This is a genomic window from Methanohalophilus profundi (assembly GCF_004137855.1).
GTDB classification, from domain to species: domain Archaea; phylum Halobacteriota; class Methanosarcinia; order Methanosarcinales; family Methanosarcinaceae; genus Methanohalophilus; species Methanohalophilus profundi.
This window is the reverse complement of sequence record NZ_QBKB01000002.1, coordinates 48,610-73,100: the sequence shown is the minus strand read 5'-3', so window position 1 is coordinate 73,100 and position 24,491 is coordinate 48,610. Positions and strand designations below refer to the sequence as shown.

The 24,491-nt window shown below is 37.0% G+C and carries 23 protein-coding genes and 3 pseudogenes; 12 read left to right on the top strand and 14 right to left on the bottom strand.

Annotated elements, in window-relative coordinates:
• Positions 1–40 precede the first annotated feature (40 nt).
• Genes C9889_RS00395 through tnpA form a run of 3 tightly spaced genes read right to left on the bottom strand, consistent with a single transcriptional unit; the run spans position 41 to position 1,705 of the window.
• A complete protein-coding gene (locus tag C9889_RS00395) occupies positions 41–901 on the bottom strand; it encodes an RNA-guided endonuclease InsQ/TnpB family protein (protein ID WP_225419909.1) in 861 nt (286 codons plus the stop codon).
• A gap of 49 nt (positions 902–950) precedes the next feature.
• Entirely contained in the window at positions 951–1,301 is a 351-nt protein-coding gene (locus C9889_RS10185; RefSeq protein ID WP_225419908.1) for a helix-turn-helix domain-containing protein, read from the bottom strand.
• A complete protein-coding gene (gene tnpA, locus C9889_RS00390; RefSeq protein ID WP_129596333.1) occupies positions 1,301–1,705 on the bottom strand; it encodes an IS200/IS605 family transposase in 405 nt (134 codons plus the stop codon). Before tnpA ends, C9889_RS10185 begins: the two co-directional genes overlap by 1 nt.
• A gap of 606 nt (positions 1,706–2,311) precedes the next feature.
• Between tnpA and C9889_RS00385 the strand changes: the two genes are divergently transcribed.
• Positions 2,312–5,329, top strand: coding sequence for a tetratricopeptide repeat protein (locus C9889_RS00385; RefSeq protein WP_164999234.1), 3,018 nt, complete (start codon positions 2,312–2,314; stop codon positions 5,327–5,329).
• A 42-nt stretch (positions 5,330–5,371) separates the two neighbouring features.
• Here C9889_RS00385 and lysA read toward each other — a convergent pair.
• The 7 genes and pseudogenes from lysA to mtaA all read right to left on the bottom strand — a co-directional run bounded on the left by lysA (position 5,372) and on the right by mtaA (position 10,896).
• A pseudogene (lysA, locus tag C9889_RS00380) lies at positions 5,372–6,635 on the bottom strand (diaminopimelate decarboxylase).
• A 185-nt stretch (positions 6,636–6,820) separates the two neighbouring features.
• Positions 6,821–7,282, bottom strand: coding sequence for an arsenate reductase ArsC (locus C9889_RS00375; RefSeq protein WP_129596329.1), 462 nt, complete (start codon positions 7,280–7,282; stop codon positions 6,821–6,823).
• A gap of 139 nt (positions 7,283–7,421) precedes the next feature.
• The gene (locus C9889_RS00370) at positions 7,422–7,994 is read right to left on the bottom strand and encodes a flavodoxin family protein (protein ID WP_225420075.1); all 573 of its coding nucleotides are present in this window, start codon (positions 7,992–7,994) and stop codon (positions 7,422–7,424) included.
• Between the two features lie 44 nt (positions 7,995–8,038).
• Positions 8,039–8,365, bottom strand: a pseudogene (locus tag C9889_RS00365) (iron-sulfur cluster assembly protein); the annotation flags it as partial.
• A 92-nt stretch (positions 8,366–8,457) separates the two neighbouring features.
• Positions 8,458–8,721 (bottom strand): hypothetical protein, encoded by a 264-nt coding sequence (locus C9889_RS00360; protein WP_164999233.1) that lies wholly within the window; start codon positions 8,719–8,721, stop codon positions 8,458–8,460.
• A gap of 56 nt (positions 8,722–8,777) precedes the next feature.
• Entirely contained in the window at positions 8,778–9,836 is a 1,059-nt protein-coding gene (locus C9889_RS00355; RefSeq protein ID WP_129596323.1) for a CobW family GTP-binding protein, read from the bottom strand.
• Positions 9,837–9,879: 43 nt separating this feature from the next.
• Positions 9,880–10,896 (bottom strand): methylcobamide:CoM methyltransferase MtaA, encoded by a 1,017-nt coding sequence (gene mtaA, locus C9889_RS00350; protein WP_129596321.1) that lies wholly within the window; start codon positions 10,894–10,896, stop codon positions 9,880–9,882.
• Between the two features lie 130 nt (positions 10,897–11,026).
• Between mtaA and C9889_RS00345 the strand changes: the two genes are divergently transcribed.
• The 5 genes from C9889_RS00345 (at position 11,027) to C9889_RS00325 (ending at position 14,245) form a co-directional block, all read left to right on the top strand.
• The gene (locus C9889_RS00345) at positions 11,027–11,221 is read left to right on the top strand and encodes an ABC transporter permease (RefSeq protein WP_129596319.1); all 195 of its coding nucleotides are present in this window, start codon (positions 11,027–11,029) and stop codon (positions 11,219–11,221) included.
• Positions 11,222–11,403: 182 nt separating this feature from the next.
• Positions 11,404–11,583 (top strand): adenine nucleotide alpha hydrolase family protein, encoded by a 180-nt coding sequence (locus C9889_RS00340; RefSeq protein WP_191985811.1) that lies wholly within the window; start codon positions 11,404–11,406, stop codon positions 11,581–11,583.
• Between the two features lie 360 nt (positions 11,584–11,943).
• Complete coding sequence (locus C9889_RS00335; protein WP_143744084.1) at positions 11,944–12,393, top strand: hypothetical protein; 450 nt, start codon at positions 11,944–11,946, stop codon at positions 12,391–12,393.
• Complete coding sequence (locus C9889_RS00330) at positions 12,377–13,558, top strand: ABC transporter permease (RefSeq protein ID WP_164999232.1); 1,182 nt, start codon at positions 12,377–12,379, stop codon at positions 13,556–13,558. The genes C9889_RS00335 and C9889_RS00330 overlap by 17 nt, the downstream gene beginning before the upstream one ends.
• A 3-nt stretch (positions 13,559–13,561) precedes the next feature.
• Positions 13,562–14,245 (top strand): ABC transporter ATP-binding protein, encoded by a 684-nt coding sequence (locus C9889_RS00325; protein ID WP_129596315.1) that lies wholly within the window; start codon positions 13,562–13,564, stop codon positions 14,243–14,245.
• Positions 14,246–14,467: 222 nt separating this feature from the next.
• Here the strand turns inward: C9889_RS00325 and C9889_RS00320 are convergent, their stop codons facing one another.
• A complete protein-coding gene (locus tag C9889_RS00320) occupies positions 14,468–15,859 on the bottom strand; it encodes a hypothetical protein (RefSeq protein ID WP_191985810.1) in 1,392 nt (463 codons plus the stop codon).
• Between the two features lie 496 nt (positions 15,860–16,355).
• Here C9889_RS00320 and C9889_RS00315 point away from each other — a divergent pair, with 496 nt between their 5' ends.
• The 6 genes from C9889_RS00315 to C9889_RS00285 all read left to right on the top strand — a co-directional run bounded on the left by C9889_RS00315 (position 16,356) and on the right by C9889_RS00285 (position 22,493).
• Entirely contained in the window at positions 16,356–16,916 is a 561-nt protein-coding gene (locus tag C9889_RS00315) for a hypothetical protein (protein ID WP_129596313.1), read from the top strand.
• A gap of 413 nt (positions 16,917–17,329) precedes the next feature.
• Entirely contained in the window at positions 17,330–18,505 is a 1,176-nt protein-coding gene (locus tag C9889_RS00310; RefSeq protein WP_129596310.1) for a hypothetical protein, read from the top strand.
• A 1,211-nt stretch (positions 18,506–19,716) separates the two neighbouring features.
• A complete protein-coding gene (locus C9889_RS00300; protein ID WP_129596308.1) occupies positions 19,717–20,337 on the top strand; it encodes a hypothetical protein in 621 nt (206 codons plus the stop codon).
• Positions 20,338–20,352: 15 nt separating this feature from the next.
• Positions 20,353–20,658, top strand: coding sequence for a hypothetical protein (locus C9889_RS00295; protein ID WP_072357841.1), 306 nt, complete (start codon positions 20,353–20,355; stop codon positions 20,656–20,658).
• A 17-nt stretch (positions 20,659–20,675) separates the two neighbouring features.
• A complete protein-coding gene (locus C9889_RS00290; RefSeq protein WP_129596306.1) occupies positions 20,676–21,500 on the top strand; it encodes a hypothetical protein in 825 nt (274 codons plus the stop codon).
• A gap of 6 nt (positions 21,501–21,506) precedes the next feature.
• Positions 21,507–22,493: a cytochrome c biogenesis protein CcdA gene (locus C9889_RS00285; protein WP_225419907.1), complete on the top strand. Its 987-nt coding sequence runs from the start codon at positions 21,507–21,509 to the stop codon at positions 22,491–22,493.
• 77 nt (positions 22,494–22,570) lie between these two features.
• Here the strand turns inward: C9889_RS00285 and C9889_RS00280 are convergent, their stop codons facing one another.
• The 3 genes and pseudogenes from C9889_RS00280 to C9889_RS00260 all read right to left on the bottom strand — a co-directional run.
• Positions 22,571–22,894: a hypothetical protein gene (locus C9889_RS00280; protein ID WP_129596304.1), complete on the bottom strand. Its 324-nt coding sequence runs from the start codon at positions 22,892–22,894 to the stop codon at positions 22,571–22,573.
• A 172-nt stretch (positions 22,895–23,066) separates the two neighbouring features.
• Positions 23,067–23,849: a zinc ribbon domain-containing protein gene (locus C9889_RS10180; protein WP_225419906.1), complete on the bottom strand. Its 783-nt coding sequence runs from the start codon at positions 23,847–23,849 to the stop codon at positions 23,067–23,069.
• Positions 23,850–24,012: 163 nt separating this feature from the next.
• Positions 24,013–24,491 (bottom strand): annotated as a pseudogene (locus C9889_RS00260) (IS1 family transposase); the annotation flags it as partial.

The following is a 24,491-nucleotide window of genomic DNA, read 5'->3' as shown; positions in this document are numbered from 1 at the left end:
ACAATGAACCGATATGACTATCTCTTGAACTACTCCACGCTTACGCATGGAGATTCCTACGAGTTGTTATGTCATTCATTGGATGTATTTTGGATACATCAAATGTCAATAACCCTGTTTGTCGTAGATTATGAGCAAAATGCTCATAGCCTGTCCAGGTGGCATAATTGGATAGGTAACGTATCATGATATTGATAGCACTATTTCTATCTCTATCAATAATGTTACCACAATCACATGTCATATCACGTCTATATAATGGCATATCATGTCGTTTTCCACAAACATAACATGTTTTTGATGTATAACTTTCATCAATTTTAACTACTTGTTTACCTATAAGTTCTGCTTTATAGGTGAGAAATTCGATGAAACGTGATAAATAACCATTATTTTGTGTAGAGCGGTTCAACGTTTTGTTTTTTGATTTGCCCATATTTTTAACGTTGAGTTTACCTGCAATAATTGTATTGGCTTTGGTATTTTCTACCATTGATTTAGATAATTTGTGTTGCCAATCTTTTATCTGATTATTTTTCCTTCTTACCATAGTACGAATAGTTTTGTTTAATCGATGCCATTTTTTACTGTATTTTTTGCAATGGTCACGCCTTGATTGAACTGCACTGATTTTAGAATCCCAATATAAATCATATCGTGGATTGTTTATTTCAAAAAATTTTCCTTTATCATTTATTGCAGTAATCGTTTTGGTAATCCCTAAATCAATGGCTTGAAATTTATGGTTATAAACATAAGGCACACTGATTTCAGGTTCATACGTAATAGTGACAAAGAAATCTCCATTGCCTTTTTTATCTTCATTGAATATTTCAATTTGTTTGATTTTCAAATTTGATATATCTTGTTCAATATCAATTATCAAATCTTCATTGTTCATTTTATGTGAAAATCTAATTGTATTTCCAACTACTTTGAACCCACTCTGATTATATGTTATTGTAAAAAAAGTATTTACGACTTCTAAATTTAGGTGGTCTTGCCTTTTTGTCACCATTTTTCCGAAGACCAAAGAATGATTTGTAATTGGCATCTAATTTACGCAAAACCATCTGACATGTTTTAGAATAAAGAATATCTATGTCAGGATTCTTTTCTTTTATTTGTGGCAAATCGTTTTGTTGTTTTGTATATGAAATGGATTTTTTATCATTTTTCCATGTCTCTTTTCTTTCAGATAATGCAATATTATAAAGAGATGTACATGCATTGGATAACTCCCAAAGCATATTCTTTTGTAATTCCGTTGGATGAATTTTGTATTTCTTTGTCAATTGCATTATTTGCCCTGATTATCAACATAATTTTTCAAAACATCCAGTGTAACCTGTCCAGTTGTAGCCAAAAAATATGATCTTGACCAGAATGCATCTTTCCATAATTTCTCTTTTACTTCTGGAAAATTCCTTCTAATCTCTCTTGATGAAATTGTTTTGATTGAATTGATGTATTTAGGTATATCTAATGTTTGCTTTGCTTTGAATATCATGTGAAAATGGTCTTTATCACATTCAATATTTAGAACTTCCACTTCAAAATTTGCACTTATATTATATACTGTTTTTTTCAAACAATCAACTACAAGAGGATTCACCAAAGCGTCTCTTCTATATTTTACACATTGTACAAAATGATATTGCAGTGAATATACAGAATGACTACCTGTATCCAGTTTATAGTTCATAGTTATATACATTTATTTACAACTATAAATAATTTATGTAATTGTATTATTATAGCACGGCTTTCATCCCCCACCTTACGGAGGGGGGGACTTCTCGCCTGTTTAGTTAAAAAATTGCCCGGTTTGCGGAACAGATCTCAGGGAAAACAACGATTATCAGATATGTGAATGCTGCCATTACTGGACTCAAAAAGGCCAGGCTAGAATCGATTCAATTCTGATATGCTAACATGAAGGGTTACAATGTGCCAGATCGAAAAATTTGGTTATTCTCAGGAAAACAAAGAAATATTTTGTTCCGATTGCATAATATGGAATACGATTGGTAAATGTGCATTTTTGCAGGAATGCGAATCCAAATAGCAAAAAGCAAAATCAATAGGCGGTAATATTGATTATAGACAAATAAGAATGTGGACTGCCAAACCCCTTTGATTACATTTTTATGTCTTTTTTATTGTCCTGGGATGATTTTATATCCGGACAATAACTTTAAATTTTAGTAAAGCATCGTATTATATTAATTGATTTAATGGACCGTGGTGGTAGGTTCAAATGGTAATGGGGTGCAAAAACATTTTATTAAGATTTACTTTAGTCTTACTTTTGGTAATTACTCTATGTCATCCAGCTGTTGCTGTTGATAATTTGAATGATGATATATCCCTTTATTCGGATGAAGTAAATATTTCACAGACAAATGATTCTCTGTACCCTTATAATGACACATATGAAAACATTTCATCTTTTTACTTATCAGGAAACTATGATCAATCTCTGGAAGTTTCCAAAAGGGTTCTAGATTCCAATCCCAATTCTACTTATGCCCTATACATGGCTGGCCTGAGTCTTGAAAAGCTGGCTCGTGATAATGAGGCCACACAGTATTATGAAAAAGCTCTTTTAAACCTGAAGGATACTGAGAATCAAAATATAACTGAAATGGTCAATAATCCCGATCTGGAAGCGTTGCCAATTCTATTCCTTAAAGGAAAAATAAGCCATATAGAGGGTAACTATAATAATTCGCTTACATATCAGAATGCAGCATTGAGTGCTTATGGATATCATTCTGAGGACCTCTATAACAAAGGTCTGTATCACAAAAATGAAGGCAATTACGGGGATGCAATCGAACATTTCCAGGCTGCTTTGCGTATCAATCCTTCCAAAACAGATTCCTGGGCACAGTTAGGGGAATGCTATGAAGCTATAGGAGAGTATCAGAAAGCACAGGATAATTATGATGAAGCCCTCCAAAGAAATCCAAATGACTCTGAATTATTATTGAAGTATGGTCTTGTTGCAGAAAAAATGGATGATTACAACCTGGCCATCGAATATTATGACAGAGTGCTTGAAATACAACCCTACAATGTGGATTCATGGAGATACAAAGCCCGCAGTCTTGAAGAGCTGGGTCAGAATAATTATGCACTAACCTGTTACAACCAGGCACTGAAATACGATCCGGAAAATAAGACACTATGGAACCTTAAGGGACAATTACTGGATAAAATGGGAAGATATGAGGAGTCGATTGAATGCTATGACCAGGCCCTTAAATTAAATCCGGATCATGCACGTGGTATCGGACGTGTTTCCGAGGCACCCCCAACTATGGTTAAAGCTGATTCCCATGAGGTTTTCTATGAAACACCACAGTTTGATTCAGAGTCTGCCCAGATACTGTTCAATAAAGGTGAAGCATTCTACAGGCTGGAAAAATATGAGGATGCACTTGAATGCTACAATGACGTACTTGAGACAGAACCTCATACGGTTGTATGGTACCGAAAGGCCACCATTCTTAAAAACAATGGTGATTTTTCCGAAGCTATCGATAGCTATGAAGAAGCCCTTGATCTTGAACCTGAAGCTACCGCTGTATGGTATGAACAGGCGGTATTGCTAGACAGGATAGGCGAGTATGGAAAAGCGGTAAAGAGCTATGATGAGGCCACAGAAAGGGATGAGAACTATACCCTTGCCTGGTATGAAATGGCTGTTGACCTGAAAATACTGGGTAAATATGAGCAATCTTTAGAGGCTTATGATAAAGTCTGTGAACTTGAGCCATCCTCAGCACAGGTGTGGTATGAAAGAGGGGCCGTTCTGGATGAACTTGGAAGATATGATGAAGCTATCACTTCTTATGAAAAAGTCCTTGAACTGAATCCTGGTCACTCAGCAGCTAGTTATCAACTAAGGACTGATCAGAGTAAGCTATCGGAATCTAAGCAAAAAGAATCTGAGCAGAAAAATAACTTTCATTACACAAGTAATTCCCCATTCCTTGATTTCCTTAAGAGTCACGGATTTGATCTAACTATCATGGCAAACGGGAAAGATGTGTCCGTCGCTTCTCCTACGTCTATTGAAGATGGTGAGCTGCCAGCTCCCGAATACCTATGGTATTCACGCGCCATGACAATGTCAGCCGTAAATAATACGAATAAATCCCTCTCTTCATTTGAAATGGCTACAATGATAGCACCTGATTATGCAGCTGCCTGGGAAGGTAAAGGGGACCTTTTCAAAAAATACAATCAATGGACCGATTCTTCAGATGCATTTAAACAGGCTCTTTCAGTTAATTCCGATTCTGCGAAATTGTGGCATAAATACGCAACAGTATCACAAAAAGCAGGTGATCTCCAGACTGCTCTGTATGCTTATGGAAGAGTAGTCGAACATGATCCGAATAATGGGGATGCCTTGTATAACAGCGGAGTTATATACGACAAACTTGGAAGTTTCAGGAATGCAGCCAATGCTTACCAAAAATATCTCAGTTTGGAGCCAAAAGATATGGATACATGGTATCTGCTGGCTCAATCCGCAAACAAGGCAAGGATGTATGATGTATCTCTGAATGCAATCGATACTGTCATTCATAATCAGCCTTCAAATCAGGATGCTCTGTATCTCAAATCTGACAATCTTGAAGAGATGGGCCGCTTCAGCGATGCAATAGTTGTTTATGATGAGATTCTGGATTCTGACCCCAAAAACCAGGATGCATTGTTCAATAAGGGGCTGGCTTTTGAAAATATCGGACAATACCAGAAAGCAATCGAATGCTATGAACAGTTACTTGCCATTAATCCACAGCATGTTACTGCAATGGAGCATAAAGGGTTTGATCTGTACCTTCTCGGAGAGTACAATAAAGCCGATATTGTATACGACCAGATTCTAACGCTCCAGCCCAACAACGCTGACGCTCTCTATCACAAGGCTACTATCAAGTACCTGTTGAGTAGCTATGCAGGGTCAATAAAATATTATGACCGTCTACTTGAGGTGAAAACCAATTGCATTACTGCATGGTACAACAAAGGATTTGCCAATAATATGATGGGCAATGTCGATGAGGCAATAGAATGCTACGATCAAGCCCTTTCCATTGATCCGAACAATCCTTCTGTGCTATACAATAAGCGATTTGCCCTTTATAGGATAGGTATATCTTCAGAGGCAAAGGCAGCCAAACTGAAACTTGATTCCATAGATCCGGGTTTTGAAGAGGCTCTGGACAACAAGGGAACGAAATTCTTCCTGCCAAAAGAATACGATCCCAATCTGGGATATGAGCTGCCTTCACGGTGGTATAAAAAATAATCGGGTTTTATACCCGATTATATCTGGTTTTTCCAGTCAAGTTTATTTAAAATTCTCGAGACCTTCAAAATCCAGTGTGGCAAAATAGTCTTCCATGGTTTCTGCTCTTCTGATTTGTACAGCACTGCCGTCTTCCCTGAGCAAAATTTCAGCAGAGCGTAATTTGCCATTATAATTGAATCCCATTGCATGGCCGTGTGCTCCGGCATCATGCATTGCCAGGATGTCACCTATTTCGATTTCAGGCAATTTCCTGTCTATAGCGAATTTATCATTATTTTCGCAAAGAGAACCTGTCACATCATATGTATGGTCATGAGGTTGGTTTTCCTTGCCAGTTACAGTTATATGGTGGTAAGCTCCGTAAACACCCGGCCTCATAAGGTTTGCCATTGTGGCATCCATTCCTACAAAATCCTTGTAGGTATGCTTGAGATGGCGTACTTTACTGATGAGGTATCCATAGGGTCCGGTGATTACTCTCCCACATTCAAGATAGATCTTGAGGGGGGCAAGGCCGTTTGCGGAAATTATTTTATCATATTCTTCCTTAACACCCTTTGCTATAACATCATAGGGAACCGGCTTCTGGTCAGGTTCGTAGGGTATTCCTATACCGCCTCCCAGATTCGCGAATTCGAATTTGATACCGAGTTCCTTTGAAATATCGGCGATAACTTCAAAGAGAATCCTGGCAGTTTCTATGAAATAGGTAGGGTCCAGTTCATTGGATGCTACCATTGTGTGGATGCCGAATCTCTTGACCCCTTTATCGGCCAGTTTTTTATATCCTTCAAAGAGCTGTTCCCGGGTAAAACCGTATTTTGCATCTTCTGGATTGCCTATGAACTTGTTACCTTTTTTTTAATGCACCGGGATTATAGCGGAAACATATCATTTCAGGCAGGCCTGCATGTTTTTCAAGGTAATCAATATGGCTTATGTCGTCAAGATTGATTATAGCGCCCAGTTCTTTTGCCTTGACGAACTCTTCTGCTGGTGTATCGTTGGAGCTGAACATAATATTTTCGCCAACAATACCCGCTTTTTCAGCAAGTACAAGTTCGGGAAGGGAACTGCAATCGGCACCAAATCCCTGATTTTTCAGGATTTTGAGTATATAAGGATTGGGGAGGGCTTTTACAGCGTAGTATTCCTGAAAACCTTCCAGAATCCCGAAGGCTTCTTTAAGTTTCTCCACATTTTTCAGTATGCCTTCCTCATCATAGAGATGGAAAGGAGTAGGATATTTTTCCGCGATCTCCTGTACTTTTTCTTTAGTAAAAGGTACTTCTTTTGATACCATTTTTTTCTCCTCAATAATTGTAAAATAAAGAAGATACACTCAGTGGTGTATTTTTATTAAGATGATTATTGCTATTGCTGTGATAAAGGTTTCTTATATAATTTGTCCTTATGTGAATAAGGAAAAAAAAAAGCATTATGTGGAGTGATTTATGCCCTCCACTTAAAAAGGATTCCGGAATTGAATTATTTTGAGCCTTCAGAAAATCCGCTTGTTTCTTCTATGAATTGTTCCACTCTCTTTTTTATTGTATCTCTCAAATTCCTCATTTGTTCCAGCTTTTCTTCATGTGTGCCTGTGAAATTTTCAGGTTCCGGGAAGGGCCAGTATAATTTTGCAAAGGGTTTTGGATATATAGGACATCTCGCCTCGTGCTCTCTGTCGCAAACAGTGATTACGAAATGGAAAAATTCACCTGCCCTGAAGAGGTCCCATGCATCCTGGGTCTTTTTCTTTGTGAGGTCGAATCCATCTTCCTTCATTACTTCAAGGACGAGTGGATTAATCTGTTCGGGTTCAAAACCCGCACTCTCAGCTTCGAACTTGCCTTCTCCATGTCTTCTCAGGTATTCTTCTGCTATCTGGCTTCTTGCACTGTTGTGCACACAAATGAAAAGTACTTTGACATTTTCGTTGATTTCTTTCATGAAATGTAGAGGAGCTGATGTGGCAATAAGTGTTACCTACATAGATTATGTAGATTCTATATCAAGCAGTACTGATTAATTGTGCCTGTGATTCTTCAATAACAAATGTATTTTAGTTATCAATCCAACAGGCCATACTTCACTTTAATTTCCCTGCAAGTTCCTCGCCCATTTCGAAAGCCTTTTTAAGCGCTGCTTCATCCTTCTTGACAACTCCCCTGTCAAATTGGTTAAGCACAGGCATCGCCTTATCCACTGCGTATCCCAGGGCTTCTAGGGGATAACTCATGGCTTCCAGACTGAAACCAATATCTTCAATGATGGGTTGTTCCCCAATGTTGAAAACGCAGGCACGTCTTCCCTGTCCTGCCAGCCGGCTGGAATACCCGCGTGGTCTGTCATCTGTGAAATTGTAGTAGGGATAGAGGCGGTCGATGAAGGTTTTCATAAGGGAGGTAACGTTGTAATTGTAGGTAGGAGAGCCAAGAACCATACCCTTTGCTTCTTCTATCTTTGGATACAGTAAATTCATCCCGTCATGGAAGCGGGTACAGGTCTTATCCTGGCGACATCTTTCACATCCCACACATGACTCGATACTGTAATCCCGCAGATGTGCTATCTCGACTGTAGCACCGTTACTTTTTGCTCCTTCCATTACCTCATCCAGCAATACGTCAGTATTGCCTGCCTTCCTGGGGCTTGCACAGATTCCCAGAATATCTATTGTAATACTATATTCCTCCTCTTCTGCAATTATTCCGTGAAAACGACTTTCACTTCTTCGATATCCCAGAGTGACTCTACTTTTTCCAGAATATCCTCTTTAATAGCTGATGCGAACTGGTGATCTGCAGGAAGGTCTATAAGTATTCTCACAGAACCCTCATTGATCTCTATCTTTGTCACAAGTTCCGTCCTGATGATATCCAACCCTGCCATGGGATTCATGACATGTTTCAGGCGCCTTCTGACGACTTCTTCAGTAGTAGTTTCTTTCTCGCTCACAAGGCCATGCTTTTCTTCATAATCCCGTATTGCTGCCCTCAAACCTTCCACAGCCAGTACTGAACAGTGTGCTTTTGCAAATGATATATAAGTTTCTCGCATAGCATAACAGGCTGCATGGCTCATTTGAGGAATGTCGGCCCCACTTATCGGCATTCTTCTTCTGGTCAGAACAACATAGCAAGAGTGATTACAAAAAGGATGATAGCGACCGCCCCCATGATCTTCATGAGGGTTTCTTCACCTTCAAACGAATATCTATCATCTCCTTCCTGTTTTCGGATTTGTGATAATCCGAAAGAAACACCACCAAGTGACCCTATTGCTATACCCATTATAGTGCCAAGTCCCACACTTCCTATAGACGGCCCGAGTAACAGGTTGCCGTAGAGGGCACCTGCAATAGATCCTGCAGATACCCATATAGGCATCACTCTCTGATTTTGCTCCGATTTGTTATCAGTTATTATTAGACCCCCGGTTCTGTTTATATAGAAATATCACACAGGTTAATGATATTTTTTGTGTCTGTATGTTGCTGAAGTCTCTGAAGGTCAATTCCCGTTTCTGTAAACGTTTCTTCAATAGTGTTTTCCAGGATTTTGACTACTTCATCCTGTCTGATATTTGTCACAGCTGCCAATGCTCTAACCTTTGGGTTTGCAACATTTTCCCTCTCAAAAATTTCTATTTCAGGTTTGTTTGTAGAGGATGTGAGACTGATTTTCAGGAAAGTTTCCGGCAGGTCCATGGACATTTTTATATGGCCGATGAAATCCGGATTCAGTTGAATGAACTGGCTGAGGATTGAATCAACAATTCCATTTGCCAGCTCATGTCCCTTCTTGATTTCCAGATCATTTGACTCAATTGCAAATTCAATGGCATGGGATGATACATTTGATTCGGCAATAGAATTTTGTTTTGTGGAATGGTCTCTTTGTTTTCCTTCTCCACCTATGGTTTCTATTAATTCTTCAAAATTTCCTGCATTTTCTTTTGCCGAAAATTCCAGTATTTTTGCATCTGTATTATAGTGTTGCAATAACGCTTTGACCTTACTGATCTGTTCGTCTGTCGCAATGTCTATTTTGTTAATGCCCAGGATGTCTGCATCCTCTATCTGGGTCTTTATGAATTTTGGAATCTGCTCAATTTCCAGATCGAACCTGCTGCCATCTATCAGGTTTATTATTGGGGAAAACTCCATATCTGCAATTTTCATCAATTCAATTTCTTCTTTGATCTGCCGGGGGAACGCAACACCTGTAGGTTCAATAATTACCGTGTCCGGCCCATATTCCTCGGCAAGGGAGTCAAGTGCCTGTTCCATATCTATTTTCAAAGTGCAGCAAATACATCCGTTGGTGATTTCCCGGGTTTCCACCCCTTCTATATCCAGTGTTGTCCCGTCAACTCCGATTTCACCTATCTCATTTACGATAATAGCGATTTTTTCGCCTTTATCATTGAGATATTTGCCCAGCTTAAGCAGGGTAGTAGTTTTACCGCTGCCCAGGAATCCGCCAATGATTATTACTTTCATTCATTACACCTTTTGAGAAATAAATTACTTCTTGATCCGTTTTTTATCTTTCCCCGCAGAATTCATTCCGTGCTTGTGTAAGAGCCTGCATATTCTTTATGGGTGATTGTGGTGCGATTCCGCAACCGGGGGCGAGGATGTCCACACCTGCCTCCAGACATTTCAACGCTTCTGCTTTTACTTCTTCGGCGGTTTTATTGTATATGGTTACTGAAGTTGAAACATTGCCTATCAGTGCAGCACCGCCTTCATGTGCCATTTGAATGGCGTATTGCAGATCTTCAACACTTTCTTCCACACTTATACCACAAAATCCACATTCTGCAATATCTTTTATTATGGGATCGGCTTTCCCGCATACATGGATTACACATTTCCCGTTAACAGAATCTACAAGTTGTCTATAGTATGGTTTTATGACGGACTTAAACATAGCCGGTGGAACAATGTCGGGGGAAACAACTGCTTCTCCGAAACATATCACATCTGCTCCTGCTTCCAGGCTTTCATTAGCAGCCTTTATGCATGCCCGGATAGTGACTTCCATCAATCTTTCTATTTTATGTGGTTCTTTCAGTATTTTTAACAGGAAAGGCTTCATGCCCATCAGATTAACAGCAAGGTCTACAGGACCGGCAAAACCACATATAAGTGGAAATTCATTCTTAATTTGCCTTTTTACAATACGTGTGGCTTCAAGAATTGCAGGCATTCTTCCTCTTTGCATCAAATCTTCAGGAACTTCTATGTCTTCAATGTTGATCTCCGGTCCTTCGAGTACAGCAGGAGGTATGTCCTTTGATCCCCTGTGAATCTTACAGCCGAAACTTTCTGCCAGCACTGTTAAGTCAAAGGGGTAGCGTATAGTCTCAAATCCGGGGATACTCTGGGTGGCTATTGCCAGCTCAGCCATCTTTTCAGCATCAAAGTCAGCTTCGGGTCTGGCAACACCACATAAATCCATAATTTCTATTGGAGCAGCGGTTGTGAACAATCCTGCAGGAATTTTATCTACTGGTTTACGTTCCAGTGCATTGATGATTCTCTGTTTTTGTTGCATGGTTGACCTTTGTATAAGTTATTCTTTCTCTATTTCATTTAGCTTTAGTTCGTTTACTACTTCAGTGTAATCCTTCCATCTTTTTGTTTTTAGCTTCATTGACAGGATTTTGATGATGTGATATTCCCGGATGATGAGTGGCCAGTTGATAGCCGGAGCATCACCGATCCTGGCGATCAAATACCAGATTGCAGTAATGGTTTCTGTTTATGTATCCACTGTTACATATGTGACACTTGCAATTTTCCTGACATTCCGTATGTGTTTTGATGAATACGGGATATTGAAACATCAAATGTTCCGATATACACCGGATGTTTCATGAAGAAATCTGTATGGAAAAGTGGAAAATCGATAACAGTTATCCCCTGTTATTGAACAATACAGACACATAAAGAGAAAATCTTTTCCAGTATTTTTCCTTTTCTCTTCAAGGTATTCCATGGAATTTCCGCTCATTTATCGGGAGCGGAAAACGAAAGCAAGTTTATTGTTGGTGATGATGCAGTGTCCGTAATTGATGAAGAGGCAAACAATCATGATGTGATCTTTTTGGGCTCAACCACCCGCCCATTCTTCAAGAACTTTCTGAAGGATGTGTTCCCTGAACAGGTCATTCGTGGTACCGATAAAACTGTTATCATGAGTCGCAGAAGGGTTAAGTTCAGGGATATTATCAAGAAATGATTCATGAGAATTTGTTTTATTATCCTGCCGTCAGAGTTTATATATTTATGTTTTCTATACACAATTTTAGTGCAAAGATTGCTCTTATTTTTGTTAACAAGAAAGCTAATATGTGTAACCCTCAACTATATATACCATTACATTGTAGTATTTTACAATGTGGAGTTTGAATGTGCGTTACCAATCAGAACTCCACATGGCCCGGAGGCAGGATTATGTTGTGGTTTACACTATATAAACATAGCTTTGCCTCTGGAGTAAAATCAAAGAGGTAGAAATAAAATGAGGAATATACCAAAATTTCAAATCAGTATATTGTTTGCAGCAATGTTGTTGATGGCGTGTTGCTTAATGCCAACCGTGAGTGCAAAAGAAAATCTAAATCCTGACATTGAAGAAAACGTAACTATTAGGAGCCTGGTTGCAGATGCAAGTTTATCTGTAGATAAACATCAAGGAACAGTAGGTTCAAATTTTGATTTTGAAGGAGAAGCTACATATGAGGCTGAAGTTTATGGAGTGCCTCTTCCGGAATATGCATGGTTTGCTAATGATATAAGTTATGAAGGTTTCAATAAACCTGAAGTTACATCATCTTCAGAGGATATCGAATACGTCTATAAGTCGAATACTGCGATAGGTAAGGCTTGGACTCATCGTTATTCAATGGGCATGTTTGGGGGACCTACTAATAAACATGTTTATTCAAATGCAGATGCCAAAAATACGGGGAGGTATAAAGCTCGTCAATATGCGGGATTGACACTTGCTAATGGCGATAATGCATATGTGTATGTCAATCTTTCTTAAAAGGAGGGATTATATTTCCTATCTTTCTTTTTTTTATTTAAAAAATGAATTTAGAAAAACTCCTGGGCAATTGCTAAGGCAGTTATTAGTTTTAACAATTGTCTTCTCAATCGCTTTAACTTTGATATTAGTTCCCATTCGTTTTGAACATGAACAACTTTCTCCTTTAGAAAAAGCAAATTATGATATATTTGTAAATGGTGAAATTACAAAATATGACCATTCACAATTATTAAAAGGGCCTAATATTGTTGATTCTGCAGTTGGTAGTTATGGGTCCGGGAAAGTATACAATGGAAATATTAGTGATACTTATATAGAAACAACTATTCCTGTTAATACTTTATTATTGGATTCTGAAACACTTAAGAATACATCAAAACTCGAAATTATAGGTCTTGACCATTTCTTAATTTCAGGTAATATTGAAAGTGGATATCTGGATTTTAGATCTGTTTTAGTCGGTTGGAATATAGCAAAGAGACTGGATGTTAATATTGGCGACACGATCATATATTGGGTAGGCAGCTCCAAATATGTTTATAAAATCACAGGTATAACAATTCCGACTTCTGAAACAGAATTTATTATTGAAGATACAATACCTATTGATCTTATTGCAGAAGATGAAGAACTTGCTGGTAATTTGTACATAGCCAGTAGTAACCAAGAGGCTACATTTGAATATATCCAAGCTTATATGACTAAAAATGAAAAAGATTGGGTACTAACTACTAAAGAAGAACAACTAAATAGAGCAGCAACAGAATTGAAAGAGCTATTACCCTTAACTATAAGAATTGTATTTTTTTCAGGTGGATTATTGCTTCATCTTACAATACTCCTCCGTGAGCAAAATATTGCTATTGATAGCAAGAAAAGAAATTTTTCTATATTAACTTCACTTGGGGCTAGCAAAAAGCAAATTATGAAAATATACACAATTGAACAGATTCTTGTTATGGTTTGTGTATTATTTCTTGCTTTAATTGTGACAAAGTATTTGATATACCAGTTATTGTTTGAACTTTATCTTCCAATAGAAGTGGGATTTCAAGGAATAATGATCGGTTTAGTTGTTTATTCAATTGCTGTTATAATAGCCTTGTTGTACAGTCATAGGAAAATCAGTAAAATTCCGATTGCTAAATTATTGAAGGTGTAATTTATGGCAACTAACATCATTAATATGAACAATGTTTCAAAAACATATTTGAAAAATAGCCATGTAGTGAAAGCAGTTGATAATGTAGACCTGTCTGTTAAGAGAGGTGAATTTTTAGGTATTATGGGAATGTCAGGTTCTGGTAAGACAACATTAATCAATTTAATTGCAGGATTTGATACACCAACAAGTGGAAAGATTATGGTTGATGGATTTGATCTATCCACATTTAATGATGAACAATTTTCTCAATTCAGAAATAAAAAAATAGGTATGGTTTTTCAACAATTTAATCTCATTAGGGAGTTCAATGTGTTACAAAATGTAATTGTTCCTTCTATCATTGCAAACAAAGATTATTCTACCATATTTGAAATAGCAAGACGATTATTATATGAGCAGGGGTTAGAGGCTCGATTATTTCATTACCCGGATGAACTAAGTGGAGGGGAGCAACAAAGAGTTGGGATAGCAAGGTCACTAATGAATGATCCAACCATAGTACTTGTAGATGAACCTACAGCAAATCTTGACAGAAAATCAGCTGAAAAAATTGCTGGGATGTTGGAAGGTATGCATAACAATGGTAAAACCCTTATTGTAATTTCACATGATCAGAATATATTAAAAAATGCAAACAGGGTTATTACAATGGAATATGGACAATTAATTCACTCTACTAAATAATCCTTTTTTGGTGTGGTGACAGTTCATATATTGGCTGCTTATGAAAGTCTACTTTATTTAATGTATCCATGAAAAGGAGATTTATCACGGAAATAAACTTTATATTCTCTTTGAGTAGCCCTTTTTCTTCTAAGATGCAAAATGAAAAACCAAAGAAGCACAGTCGAAAGTTGATAACTGAATTTAACGAAATATGTTATTCTAAATGAAGTCTAATTCAAGTTACTGATTCATAATATCATTAAGAATATTTCTATTGAATTTATTGTCCAAATGAGATTCTAAGTTTCCACCTCTTTCCAGAACCCCATGTGCTTCATCAAGGGTTTGCGGGATAATGCCGGGTTTATCTTTCCAGACATGGGTAAGCATCAATTCTTCTTTTTCAAGTTTATGCAATTGCCTTTCATAAAGGGACCTTTGGGCCAGGATATGATCAAAATTGCGCTGGTAGCCATCAAATTTTGTCGCAATGGAAGCTGAAACCCTTGCACCTGCAGGCTGTGCTTTTTCCAGTGAAAGTTTTCCTGAAGATCCTAATGAATTCCTTATAGCTGAAATGTTTGCCTCTGTGCTTGCAGGTATTTTGTCTTTAAATCCAGATTTTTCTTCCGTATTCTGGTAACCCCTTTTTTCTGTGTCAATCTTTGCAAATTGGTTCTCTTTATTTTTTTTCAAATCATCAGGATTAAAGGTTCTTTTAACTTCATTATCATCACTTATTGGTGTGAAACTGGATGAATCCTGCTTTAATAAACCGGATGTTGGAATTTTCAGGTAGTGGGATGTATCAATCATACCCACAGGTTGAATGATGTCCTTGTTCATTTCGAATTTTGCAACAGGCATTTCTTTCATTACAGATTGCAGGGATGATGTGATCTCACCTTTGCGTTCGATAAGGTCATTGAAGTAGGCTTTACGTGCAGTTATTCTGTCAAGTTTAAGTTTCTGTGCAGGTTTAAGGTCTGTAATGGATATAGGTACCTTTTCTTTGGTAACAAATAATTTCTTTGCTTCTGTCAATACTTCTTCACTAACCTCCAGATTGTCATCAATTCCTCCGAGAACATCTTCTATCATAGGCTGTTCAACGGTATTCAGGCGCTCAAGAACTTCTTTTGCGTTGTATATCCCGGTGGTAAGAACTCCCGGTTCCTTGTAGAGAATCTCCATTATCTGACCGTTGATAGCTGCGATTCTTGACAGAATTTCAAATTTTTCCAGTACATTTTCCATATCTGAAATCATGTCCCAGAAATTAAATGAAAAATCCAGAGGGTCTTCCACACCCAGATTTTGAAGTTGCTGCAACAATTCCTGCTTTTCAAGTTTCAATTCATCAAGTCTGTCTTTCTCTTCTTCCCAGAGATCATTTTCTGCCTGGGGGCTCAGCCTTTTTATGGCTATGAGTTCTTCTGTTTCCTGCAGGAAAGAATTTAGTTGTTCTCCTACGGATTGGATTGTCGAGCCAATTATCGCAATGGATATACCTGCGGCTTCTGCGGCATCCCCTGCAGATTCACTGCTCTCATAAATCGATTTACCAAGTGTGTATAATCCGCCTGTTGCCACTCCTGCTACTACGTCAAAAACATCCCCAAAACTTACCATTTCCACTCCTCCTATAGTTTACATACTTTTCAAACAATTAAAATTCAAAATAAAGTATAGATTAGATGATAAAATATGTTTAATAGGCATCAAAAAGATAACCCTCAAAAACGGAGTAATTAATATTCATCTGTTATATTAATGAAAAATAAATGGGGAGGAATAACTCGGTTTTTCACCGGTAATTCCTTTTTGATGTTACAAATTATAGATATTTTAATTAGTATAGAATATTTCTACAAAGGTAAGAAATAATTATTTTATATAAAGCTCATACATATTTTTATTATAAATATTAACGACATTTTTGTTAACAAGAAAGCTAATATGTGTAACCCTCAACTATATATACCATTACATTATAGTATTTTACAATGTGGAGTTTGAATGCGCGTTACCAAACAGAACTCCACATGGCCCGGAGGCAGGGTTAGGTTGTGGTTTACACTATATAAACATAGCTTTGTCTCTGGAATAAAATCAAAGAGGCGAAGAAATGAAAAATAAAGGAACAAGAATTGCAGCATTGTTTATGGCAATGCTAGTTATGAGTATGTTTGCGGTCGCACCAGCTATGGCGTGTGCACCACAAGGACCACAAGAACCTATAGACAAGTCTGCTGAAAAGAAAATTTTGAAACTTGTAGCAGAGGAAATAAGCCTGCCTGAGGAGTATTCCATCTCAAAAAATCCAGACACAGGTGGGTTTATATTCAGTTATCAAGAGTCTGCCGACTCATTTAAACTTTACGACATATCGAAAAATTATGAAATAACAGAAGTATGGAGTGGAACATCATCAGTGATAGTTGGTGGATACCAAGTATCATTAGTATCAGACAAAGGTCAGGAAATATCAGTAAATATTGCAGGAGATTCCACATCTAACAGTGGCGAAATTACTGTATATGATTCAGCTTCCGGGATGGTAACAACTCAAAGTATTGATTGTTATGAAGAATGCGAAGACACATGCTCTGATTTGGGAACTATGGGATGTGGTTCAGCCTGTCCATACCTTTGTGCAGCCCTTGGTCAACTGGTGTTGGATATGTAGCGTGTGTGGGAATATGTCTCGGGATCTGTTACATGGACATAACCGTTTACTGTGATGTAATTTGCGATGCTGTATGTTAATACAGCATTTTTCTTTTTTGGAGGATTCCTATCATGATTAACTACAAACAATACAAACCTTCACAGTTATTTCTACTTTTTATGTTCGCCACAATTTTGATCGATATATTTGAAATAATCTTAAATTACTTTTTTTTAAAATTTGAGATATTATCAATGTATGAATCGATTTTTTCACCAATTCTGTTTTTGATTGGTATATACTTCTATCTAGTTGCTAGAGAAAAAAAATGGACGGCAATCCAATCAGTGTTATTCGCAATATTTTGTCTTATTTGCGGTATTTCGGGTGTAATTATAGCAACATACTTCATCCAATAAAAAGGGGATTTTATGAATATTAAAAAATTACTTTGTTTACTCGTAATTGTGATTATATCAATAATTCCGGCAGCTTCCGAAGAAAATATATTTTACGACTTATCTTCAAAAGAGATCTCAGAATTATCATTTTATTATCAAAACAACTCCACTTTTCCATTGAATGAATTTTATACCCAGTCTTCTGAGTACAGCAGCGAATATCCATTTTATTCCTATAATTTAGCATTAAAATGTCATAGAATTATTATGAAAATGGATATGTATGGCATGGCCTCTGATCATGGAACCAAAATTGTTATTGATGACACGTTTGATGAAATTGAGAGTAAAAATAATGAAATTGATGAACAATTAGCAGATCTAAATGAAAATAATTTAAGCTTTTCGGGAATGGAATGGCTTTCTCTTGCTGAAAATGAAATTGAAGAAAGTAGACATTATTTCTCTATTTCTCAAGAACATTATGATAATGGAAATTTCAATGATACTTTGGAAACGTTAATTAAATCAAATTTCGCTATTTATAAGGCAGAAAATTTGTTAAATGTTGCAAAATATAAGAACAATGAGTCTTCAAAAATAAATCATATCCAGAGAATTGAAGGTGGAGAAGAAATCGCATCCAAATGGATACAGGTTGCAGACGAACAAATAAAGATCTTAAGTGAAGCGGGAAACCGAAAAGATATACTCGCCTCTTCCGAAAACATATTGGAAACTGCAAAGCAGCACTATTCCGCAGAAAGATACTATTTGGCAACTATGAATGCAGCAGAAGCTAAAGCTCTGGCTGATTTTGGAATTGACTATAAAAAGGTTGTAGGTCACAAAGAGGCTATACGTAGCGCTGAAAAACAAATGGAAAATACAAATGCATCTCTGAGCAGCCTTTTTGGCAATCCTGAAATTGATGCACCCATAATAGTACTTCATTTTGAATCCGCAAAAATTCGGTTAAAGGAATCCAGAATAAAAAATTCAACCAGTTCTATACCTCTTGCAGACATATCTATACGCAATGCACTTATTGCAAAAGAACAAGCAAATGCAATAGTAGAACTGAAAAATACAATTGAAGCGATCGATACTTCTTCCCAATCAGAACCAGAACTAATACCGTTAGGCCTTTCACCTTTGATAGGAGCTATAGCAATTCTCATAATGTTTAGGGGGAAAAAATGGTGAGATTTTTTCTTTTTCTTTTTTTCTTATCTTCTACTGTCAATTCCTATATCTGGTGCACAACCACTATATGTCGAATATTTCCATCAGACAGGTTGCCATGACTGCGAGATAACAGAGCCCATTATTGACCAAATTGAAAAACAATATGAAGATATAGCTATTATAAAAGTCAATGTCATAAACACTGAAGGATTCAACCGGTGGAAACAATACGGCTTTATTGAGGTTCCGGCTGTGGTCATAATATTTTTCGTGCTTTTCATAATATATAGAAAAGGGCTAATTCATCCCACTATGTATGATATTAATAAGCATGATTTTAATTTTTTATAAATATTTCAACTCAATATATGTATTAATAGGTGAAAAATAATGAACGTTGGACCAATTATAGTTACTGTAGCCGTTCTTACTATTATGTCACTATATCCGTTTTATCTCAAAAAATACAAACCACATCGTTACAAAGGAATATGGAAATCAATAGGTGATATAACTAAAACACCCAGCAGAGCTATTCTTTATCCAGTTGGTTTTTTAATAGGCGGCATACTTTACATAATGTTCATTCAGTAATCTGGCACTTACGGTCGATTACATGAGAAACCAAATAAATAGTGTATTTTAGAACACTGGTTTTAAGACAAAAAAAGGATAAACTCGTAGAAATTGTCGTAAAATAGGCCATATTGTCAAACGGGCTTCCTGACAAAAAAAAGCGGAAATTTTAGGTTGAAAGAGGAAAAGATATCTTCATCAAGGAGCGGATACTGTCAAACTTGGGATAAAATTATGTTTAATAGGCATCAAAAAGATAACCCTCAAAAATGGAGTAATTAATATTCATCTGTTATATTAATGAAAAAAGTGGGGAGGAATAACTCCATCTTTCATCGGTAATCCTGTTTTAATGCCACAATTTACAGATATTTTTATTAGTAAGGAATATTTCCACAAAGGTAAGAATTAATTATTTTATATAAATCTTATAATATTTTTACTATAAACATTATCGATATATTTTGTTAACAAGAAAGCTAATATGTGTAACCCTCAACTATATATACCATTATATTATAGTATTTTACAATGTGGAGTTTGAATGTGCGTTACCAAACAGAACTCCACATGGCCCGGAGGCAGGGTTAGGTTGTGGTTTACACTATATAAACATAGCTTTGCCTCTGGAATAAAATCAAAGAGGCGAAGAAATGAAAAGTAAGGGAATTAGAGTTGCAGCATTGCTTATGGTAATGTTGGTTGTGAGTATGTTTTCAGTAGTGCCTGCTATGGCATGCGTGCCTGGCGGAACATGTGGCGAGAAGACATGTGATGACAATATAATGATGGGAGAACCTGTTGAATTAAAAGGAAACGACAGGGATGAACTTCTAGATAAAGCTCTTGCAGATAAGGCAATCATTAGCCTTAAAGAAGAACTAAAAGAAGAAGGATTTGAACAAAAGGATGTTGAAACATACAGCCTAGAAATAACTGCAGAAGATGGATCTGTTGTTGATGCCAAAGTTTCAACATTTAAATTTGAAGATGCTGACGGGAATATTGATGGGGTGACTTATGCATATAATGATCAGACGGGCGAAAGTTTGGCAGTGCGCGGAGTCACTGATTGTGGAACATGCCTAACAAGAATATTAATTTATGGAATTGGTTGCTCAGCAGTCTGTGTTAGTGGAGGAGTACTAACCATGGGAGCACTTTGTGTAGCATGTCTTGCAGCTGCAGCATACGATTCACTGTGTCCATGCTATTTATGTGGTTGTTCAGAGGGCTTTGAAGACGCTTGTGAGATGGCGGAAACTCATTGTTGAAAGGAGGACTTGGTAATGACTAAAATGGGGAGATACATCCCCTTTATCATTTTTTGCTTCATAGTATTGTGGATTTTCTACGGATATTTTGTTGTTTCAAAGTATTATGTGGATATGATTTTGCTCAGTTTTGCTGCATTGTTTTCGTCCATTGGTATGTATAAAACAGAATATGGCGGGGTTTGTAAATACTTGGTTGTTTTATTTATCTCTGCAGTTATTATTGGATCTTATGTTACCTCAGGTAATTACTATGCACTAATACTTGGTATTACATTTCTCTTACTGGCTGTAGTAGATTATATAAAAACATTAAAATGACATCTTGGAGTATTTATATGAATTTTAAATTATCAATAACATTAATAGCATTAATCACATTATTTTTGCTAACTGCTGGGTGCCTTGTAACTTCCCAACAAAACGATTTAGAGAAATATGAGTTGAAGTATAACTTTAAGCAGGGCGAGCAATATAGCTACGAAGTTCTAACTGCAATCGAAAAACCAAGTACAAAAGTTTCTGAAACTACTGATATCTATGTGGTAAGCGAAGAAAACAATCATATAAATTTGAAAGTGCTAACTAAAACGGTGACTAATACCAAATCAGAAGAACAAATTTACCACATGAATATGACCCCTAGTGGAGAAATCATTAAAATAAAATCTAATGACTTAATAATACCAGAAATTCAACTTGAGTTGGTATCAATATTAGAATATCCCAAAAAAGAGTTTGCGGAAGGTGATGTCTGGAGTTCATATTTTAGCAAAAATGATAGTTTATTTATAGACAACAATTTAGTCGAGTATACTGTATCCGGGAACACTACATACAAATGCTCTGAGCGAAGCGAAATATCTGTTAAGGCTGGAAAATTTGATTGTGTAGCAATTGAAACCACTACTGATTATATCTTGGATGCCAAGTATAAATCTGAAAATGAATCAATTTTCTTAAAAACAAATGGTGTTGCACAAGGAGAAAACTGGATTGATTTGGACAGAGGTTTTTTGGCAAAGTCAGAATACAACGTCAATAAAAATACAATGACGGATTTTTCAGAACTTTATAAGGACCTTGGCATTGAAAATATCCATCGTTCTACCCCTCAAAAATCATATACTGCTAGTGAGCTAATAGACATCAAAAGGAAATAAGGAAATATGATGAAAAAAAGCATAGTTCTTTTTCTTCTTTTTCTTCTTTTTTTACTGATTCCAACTGTTCAAGCACAGCCTATATACATCGAATATTTCCATCAGACAGGTTGCCATGACTGCGAGATAACAGATCCCATTATTGATCAAATTGAAAAAGAATATGAAGACGTAGAAATTGTGAGAACCGATGTCATAAACACTGAAGGATTCAATCGGTGGAACCAGTATGGCTTTATTGAGGTTCCGGCTGTAGCCATAAATAATGAAACTAAAATCCCAAAGGGAGAAATCACCGAAAAAAATCTCAGGATATCAATTGAGAAATATCTTGAAGACAACAACCCTGAAAACCAGTACATAAATAGTGACCTGAATATTCCATTTGCTTATTCGCTTGGCCTGTTTGCCGGATTATCCCCCTGTTTGATGGCCATACTCGGATTTCTTTTGACTTTTACAGCCGGTACCGGTAAGTCTGCACGTAGCGGTATGGAACGGGCACTAGTCTTTGGTGTCGGATTAATGACATCTTACCTCGCCATAGGGGTAGGATTGCTTGTGTTCAGGAAGACACTTCCCGACATGGAATTATTTTCTGTGATTACAGGAATCATAGTTATTGGAATAGGCCTCTTTTTGATGGGAATTTTTCGGCTTCCGATATCCTTTGACAAATATTTTCAGAACACAGCCAGAAAACACGCAGGGACAATTGGAGGATTGTTTTTCTTAGGAGTCCTGTTCTCTCTGGTAAAAGTGCCTTGCACTGTACCTACGCTTCTAATTTTACTGAACAAGTCTTTAACAGAAGGAACAATTAACAATTTGGTCCTATTGTTTACTTTCAGTTTTGGGGTATTGACTCCTTTCCTAGGAATAGGATTGGTTGGAGGGTATACTTTATCCAAACGTATTCGTGAACACAGGAGATATTTGAAATTAATTAGTGGTTTATCTCTCATTTTGTTGGGTTTTTGGGTGATGATTTGAGATAAAATTGAAGTTTAAACTGATTGAGGAGTTCCCGAGCAACTCCTTTCTTTTGTAAATAGGTTATTGCTACAATTTCACCGATAATTCCCTTCCCCTGTCACAATTTCTCCCTTGATTGGGACCCATCCTTCCTGACTTCCTTCCAGAATTATGTACAGATGTTCATGATACTGGTTGCCGCTCCAGCCGTAGATCCACCAGTTGTTCATTCCCATAAAACTCATGGAAATATCTACCGTGTTTTCTGGAGTTGTGTTGTACTTTGCATAAAGACGGCTTTCGTATTGGTACGTCTTGGCATTTTCATTGTCTTCATTGGGGAATTGGTTTGCAACTTCTTTTATGTTGTATTTTGGTATGAATGTAGTTTCGTTTTCCAGAGGGTTTCTTGTGTCCAATTCATGATCAACATTCTGGTAGATGCTGAAACCCTCTGGATAGGGAATAGGCGTATCTTCTGAATATTCAGTGGATTCGTTTATTGTACGGTTCAGTCCTTCATCCTGGCCTTCTTCTATTGGAACCTGAGGTCAACTACTCCTCCCTTACGACAAGGCGCTTGAATGTCAATTAAGCATTCGTCTGGGTGGCTGACAAGCACCCCTGAGATTCCAGGATATACCTGTAATCCCGTGTTTTGTGTTCAATATTCATTGCACCGATCAGGTCTGCATTATTCGCATAACCACATTTTTCACATCTAAAAGACAATCTGTTACGGTTATTCTTAGAGATATGATTGCATCGAATACATGTTTGAGAAGTATAGGATGGATCAACATAATGAGTGATTATGCCTACTTCTTTTGCTTTGTATTCAATGAATGTTTGTAATTGCCGGAAAGCCCAACTACTGTGGTTATGTCTTCTCTTTTTATCACCCACCCAGTAACAATCAGCATTCGGTGGAATTGTACAACCAAGATGGGTCAGATTGAAAAGTGTATTTGCAGAAACATTGTGTGCTCCATCTTCATTGCCCGTCACAATAACTCCGGCTACCTTGCCATAAAGTGGATATTGCCCTGTTTCGGGGTCAGCATCTGCATAAGATCCATCCAATCTTTCCAGTACCATCTGTGCCACTGCAGATCTTACTCCAAACCATATGGAAGATCCTATTACAAGTATATCACAGGCTTTTATTTTTTCAAGAATCTGTGGCCACTCATCATCGCCTCCTTCATCCGAGGAAACCCCAAAAGCTATGTTGTGGTCTACAATGCGTACTACCTCACTATCTACACCAAGATCCTGAAACAGTTCAACTGCTTTATCAATAAGGGCTCTTGTATGCGATACTTCAGGTGACTTCTTCAGTGTACAGTTTAAAAAGAGCGCTTTCAATGACATAATGAATATGTTGGTCAATTGTGACATATAACCTTTTCCTAAAATGAAATGAGTCTAAAATATGCTTGATGATGCCGGATATGATGTAGAGGTGAGAGAAGGACTTGGAGGAACTTTTGTAAATTATGAAGCCCTTAAAAAAGGAGAAATAAATACGGCATTGTTAATTAAATATTGCTAATTCTCTATTTCTGTACTTCATTAACAACAAGACGGAATACCGTAACATTTCAAGACCCTTTGTATAACATTTAGACTTTTTTCTCAACCTTGCCAGAAAATGCCTAAATATACTGTTGTATCCTTCTATGGTATATGTTTCAGCTTTGGATTGAGTATGAATCGCCTCTGGAAGAAACTCTGCATATGCTTTCCAGTGATCTGTCATGACTTCTTTTATATCAATGTCCCTCAATTTGTCCCAGAGTTTTACTCCAGTTTCTGTGCCTCTACTACCAAAAGAACAGTTGATGAATCTTTTTCCAATTCTATCAATAGCAATCCAGATCCAACAATATTTTTTTTGTTACCAATATAAGTATGCATCTCATCTAATTCAACAATCTCTATATCATTTTCGCTTTTCAGGTCCTCTAACTCCTAGCCAAATTTTCTAATCCAATTATACACAGAAACATGGCT

Excerpts from the sequence above, each read along its gene's own strand:
- C9889_RS00395 (WP_225419909.1), bottom strand. The coding sequence starts at position 901 with ATGAACAATGAAGATTTGATAATTGATATTGAACAAGATATATCAAAT.
- C9889_RS10185 (WP_225419908.1), bottom strand. The coding sequence starts at position 1,301 with ATGCAATTGACAAAGAAATACAAAATTCATCCAACGGAATTACAAAAG.
- tnpA (WP_129596333.1), bottom strand. The coding sequence starts at position 1,705 with ATGAACTATAAACTGGATACAGGTAGTCATTCTGTATATTCACTGCAA.
- C9889_RS00375 (WP_129596329.1), bottom strand. The coding sequence starts at position 7,282 with ATGAAAGAAATCAACGAAAATGTCAAAGTACTTTTCATTTGTGTGCAC.
- C9889_RS00360 (WP_164999233.1), bottom strand. The coding sequence starts at position 8,721 with ATGCCTATATGGGTATCTGCAGGATCTATTGCAGGTGCCCTCTACGGC.
- C9889_RS00355 (WP_129596323.1), bottom strand. The coding sequence starts at position 9,836 with ATGAAAGTAATAATCATTGGCGGATTCCTGGGCAGCGGTAAAACTACT.
- mtaA (WP_129596321.1), bottom strand. The coding sequence starts at position 10,896 with ATGCAACAAAAACAGAGAATCATCAATGCACTGGAACGTAAACCAGTA.
- C9889_RS00345 (WP_129596319.1), top strand. The coding sequence starts at position 11,027 with ATGATGAGTGGCCAGTTGATAGCCGGAGCATCACCGATCCTGGCGATC.
- C9889_RS00330 (WP_164999232.1), top strand. The coding sequence starts at position 12,377 with ATGTCAATCTTTCTTAAAAGGAGGGATTATATTTCCTATCTTTCTTTT.
- C9889_RS00325 (WP_129596315.1), top strand. The coding sequence starts at position 13,562 with ATGGCAACTAACATCATTAATATGAACAATGTTTCAAAAACATATTTG.
- C9889_RS00320 (WP_191985810.1), bottom strand. The coding sequence starts at position 15,859 with ATGGTAAGTTTTGGGGATGTTTTTGACGTAGTAGCAGGAGTGGCAACA.
- C9889_RS00315 (WP_129596313.1), top strand. The coding sequence starts at position 16,356 with ATGAAAAATAAAGGAACAAGAATTGCAGCATTGTTTATGGCAATGCTA.
- C9889_RS00310 (WP_129596310.1), top strand. The coding sequence starts at position 17,330 with ATGAATATTAAAAAATTACTTTGTTTACTCGTAATTGTGATTATATCA.
- C9889_RS00300 (WP_129596308.1), top strand. The coding sequence starts at position 19,717 with ATGAAAAGTAAGGGAATTAGAGTTGCAGCATTGCTTATGGTAATGTTG.
- C9889_RS00295 (WP_072357841.1), top strand. The coding sequence starts at position 20,353 with ATGACTAAAATGGGGAGATACATCCCCTTTATCATTTTTTGCTTCATA.
- C9889_RS00290 (WP_129596306.1), top strand. The coding sequence starts at position 20,676 with ATGAATTTTAAATTATCAATAACATTAATAGCATTAATCACATTATTT.
- C9889_RS00285 (WP_225419907.1), top strand. The coding sequence starts at position 21,507 with ATGATGAAAAAAAGCATAGTTCTTTTTCTTCTTTTTCTTCTTTTTTTA.
- C9889_RS10180 (WP_225419906.1), bottom strand. The coding sequence starts at position 23,849 with ATGTCATTGAAAGCGCTCTTTTTAAACTGTACACTGAAGAAGTCACCT.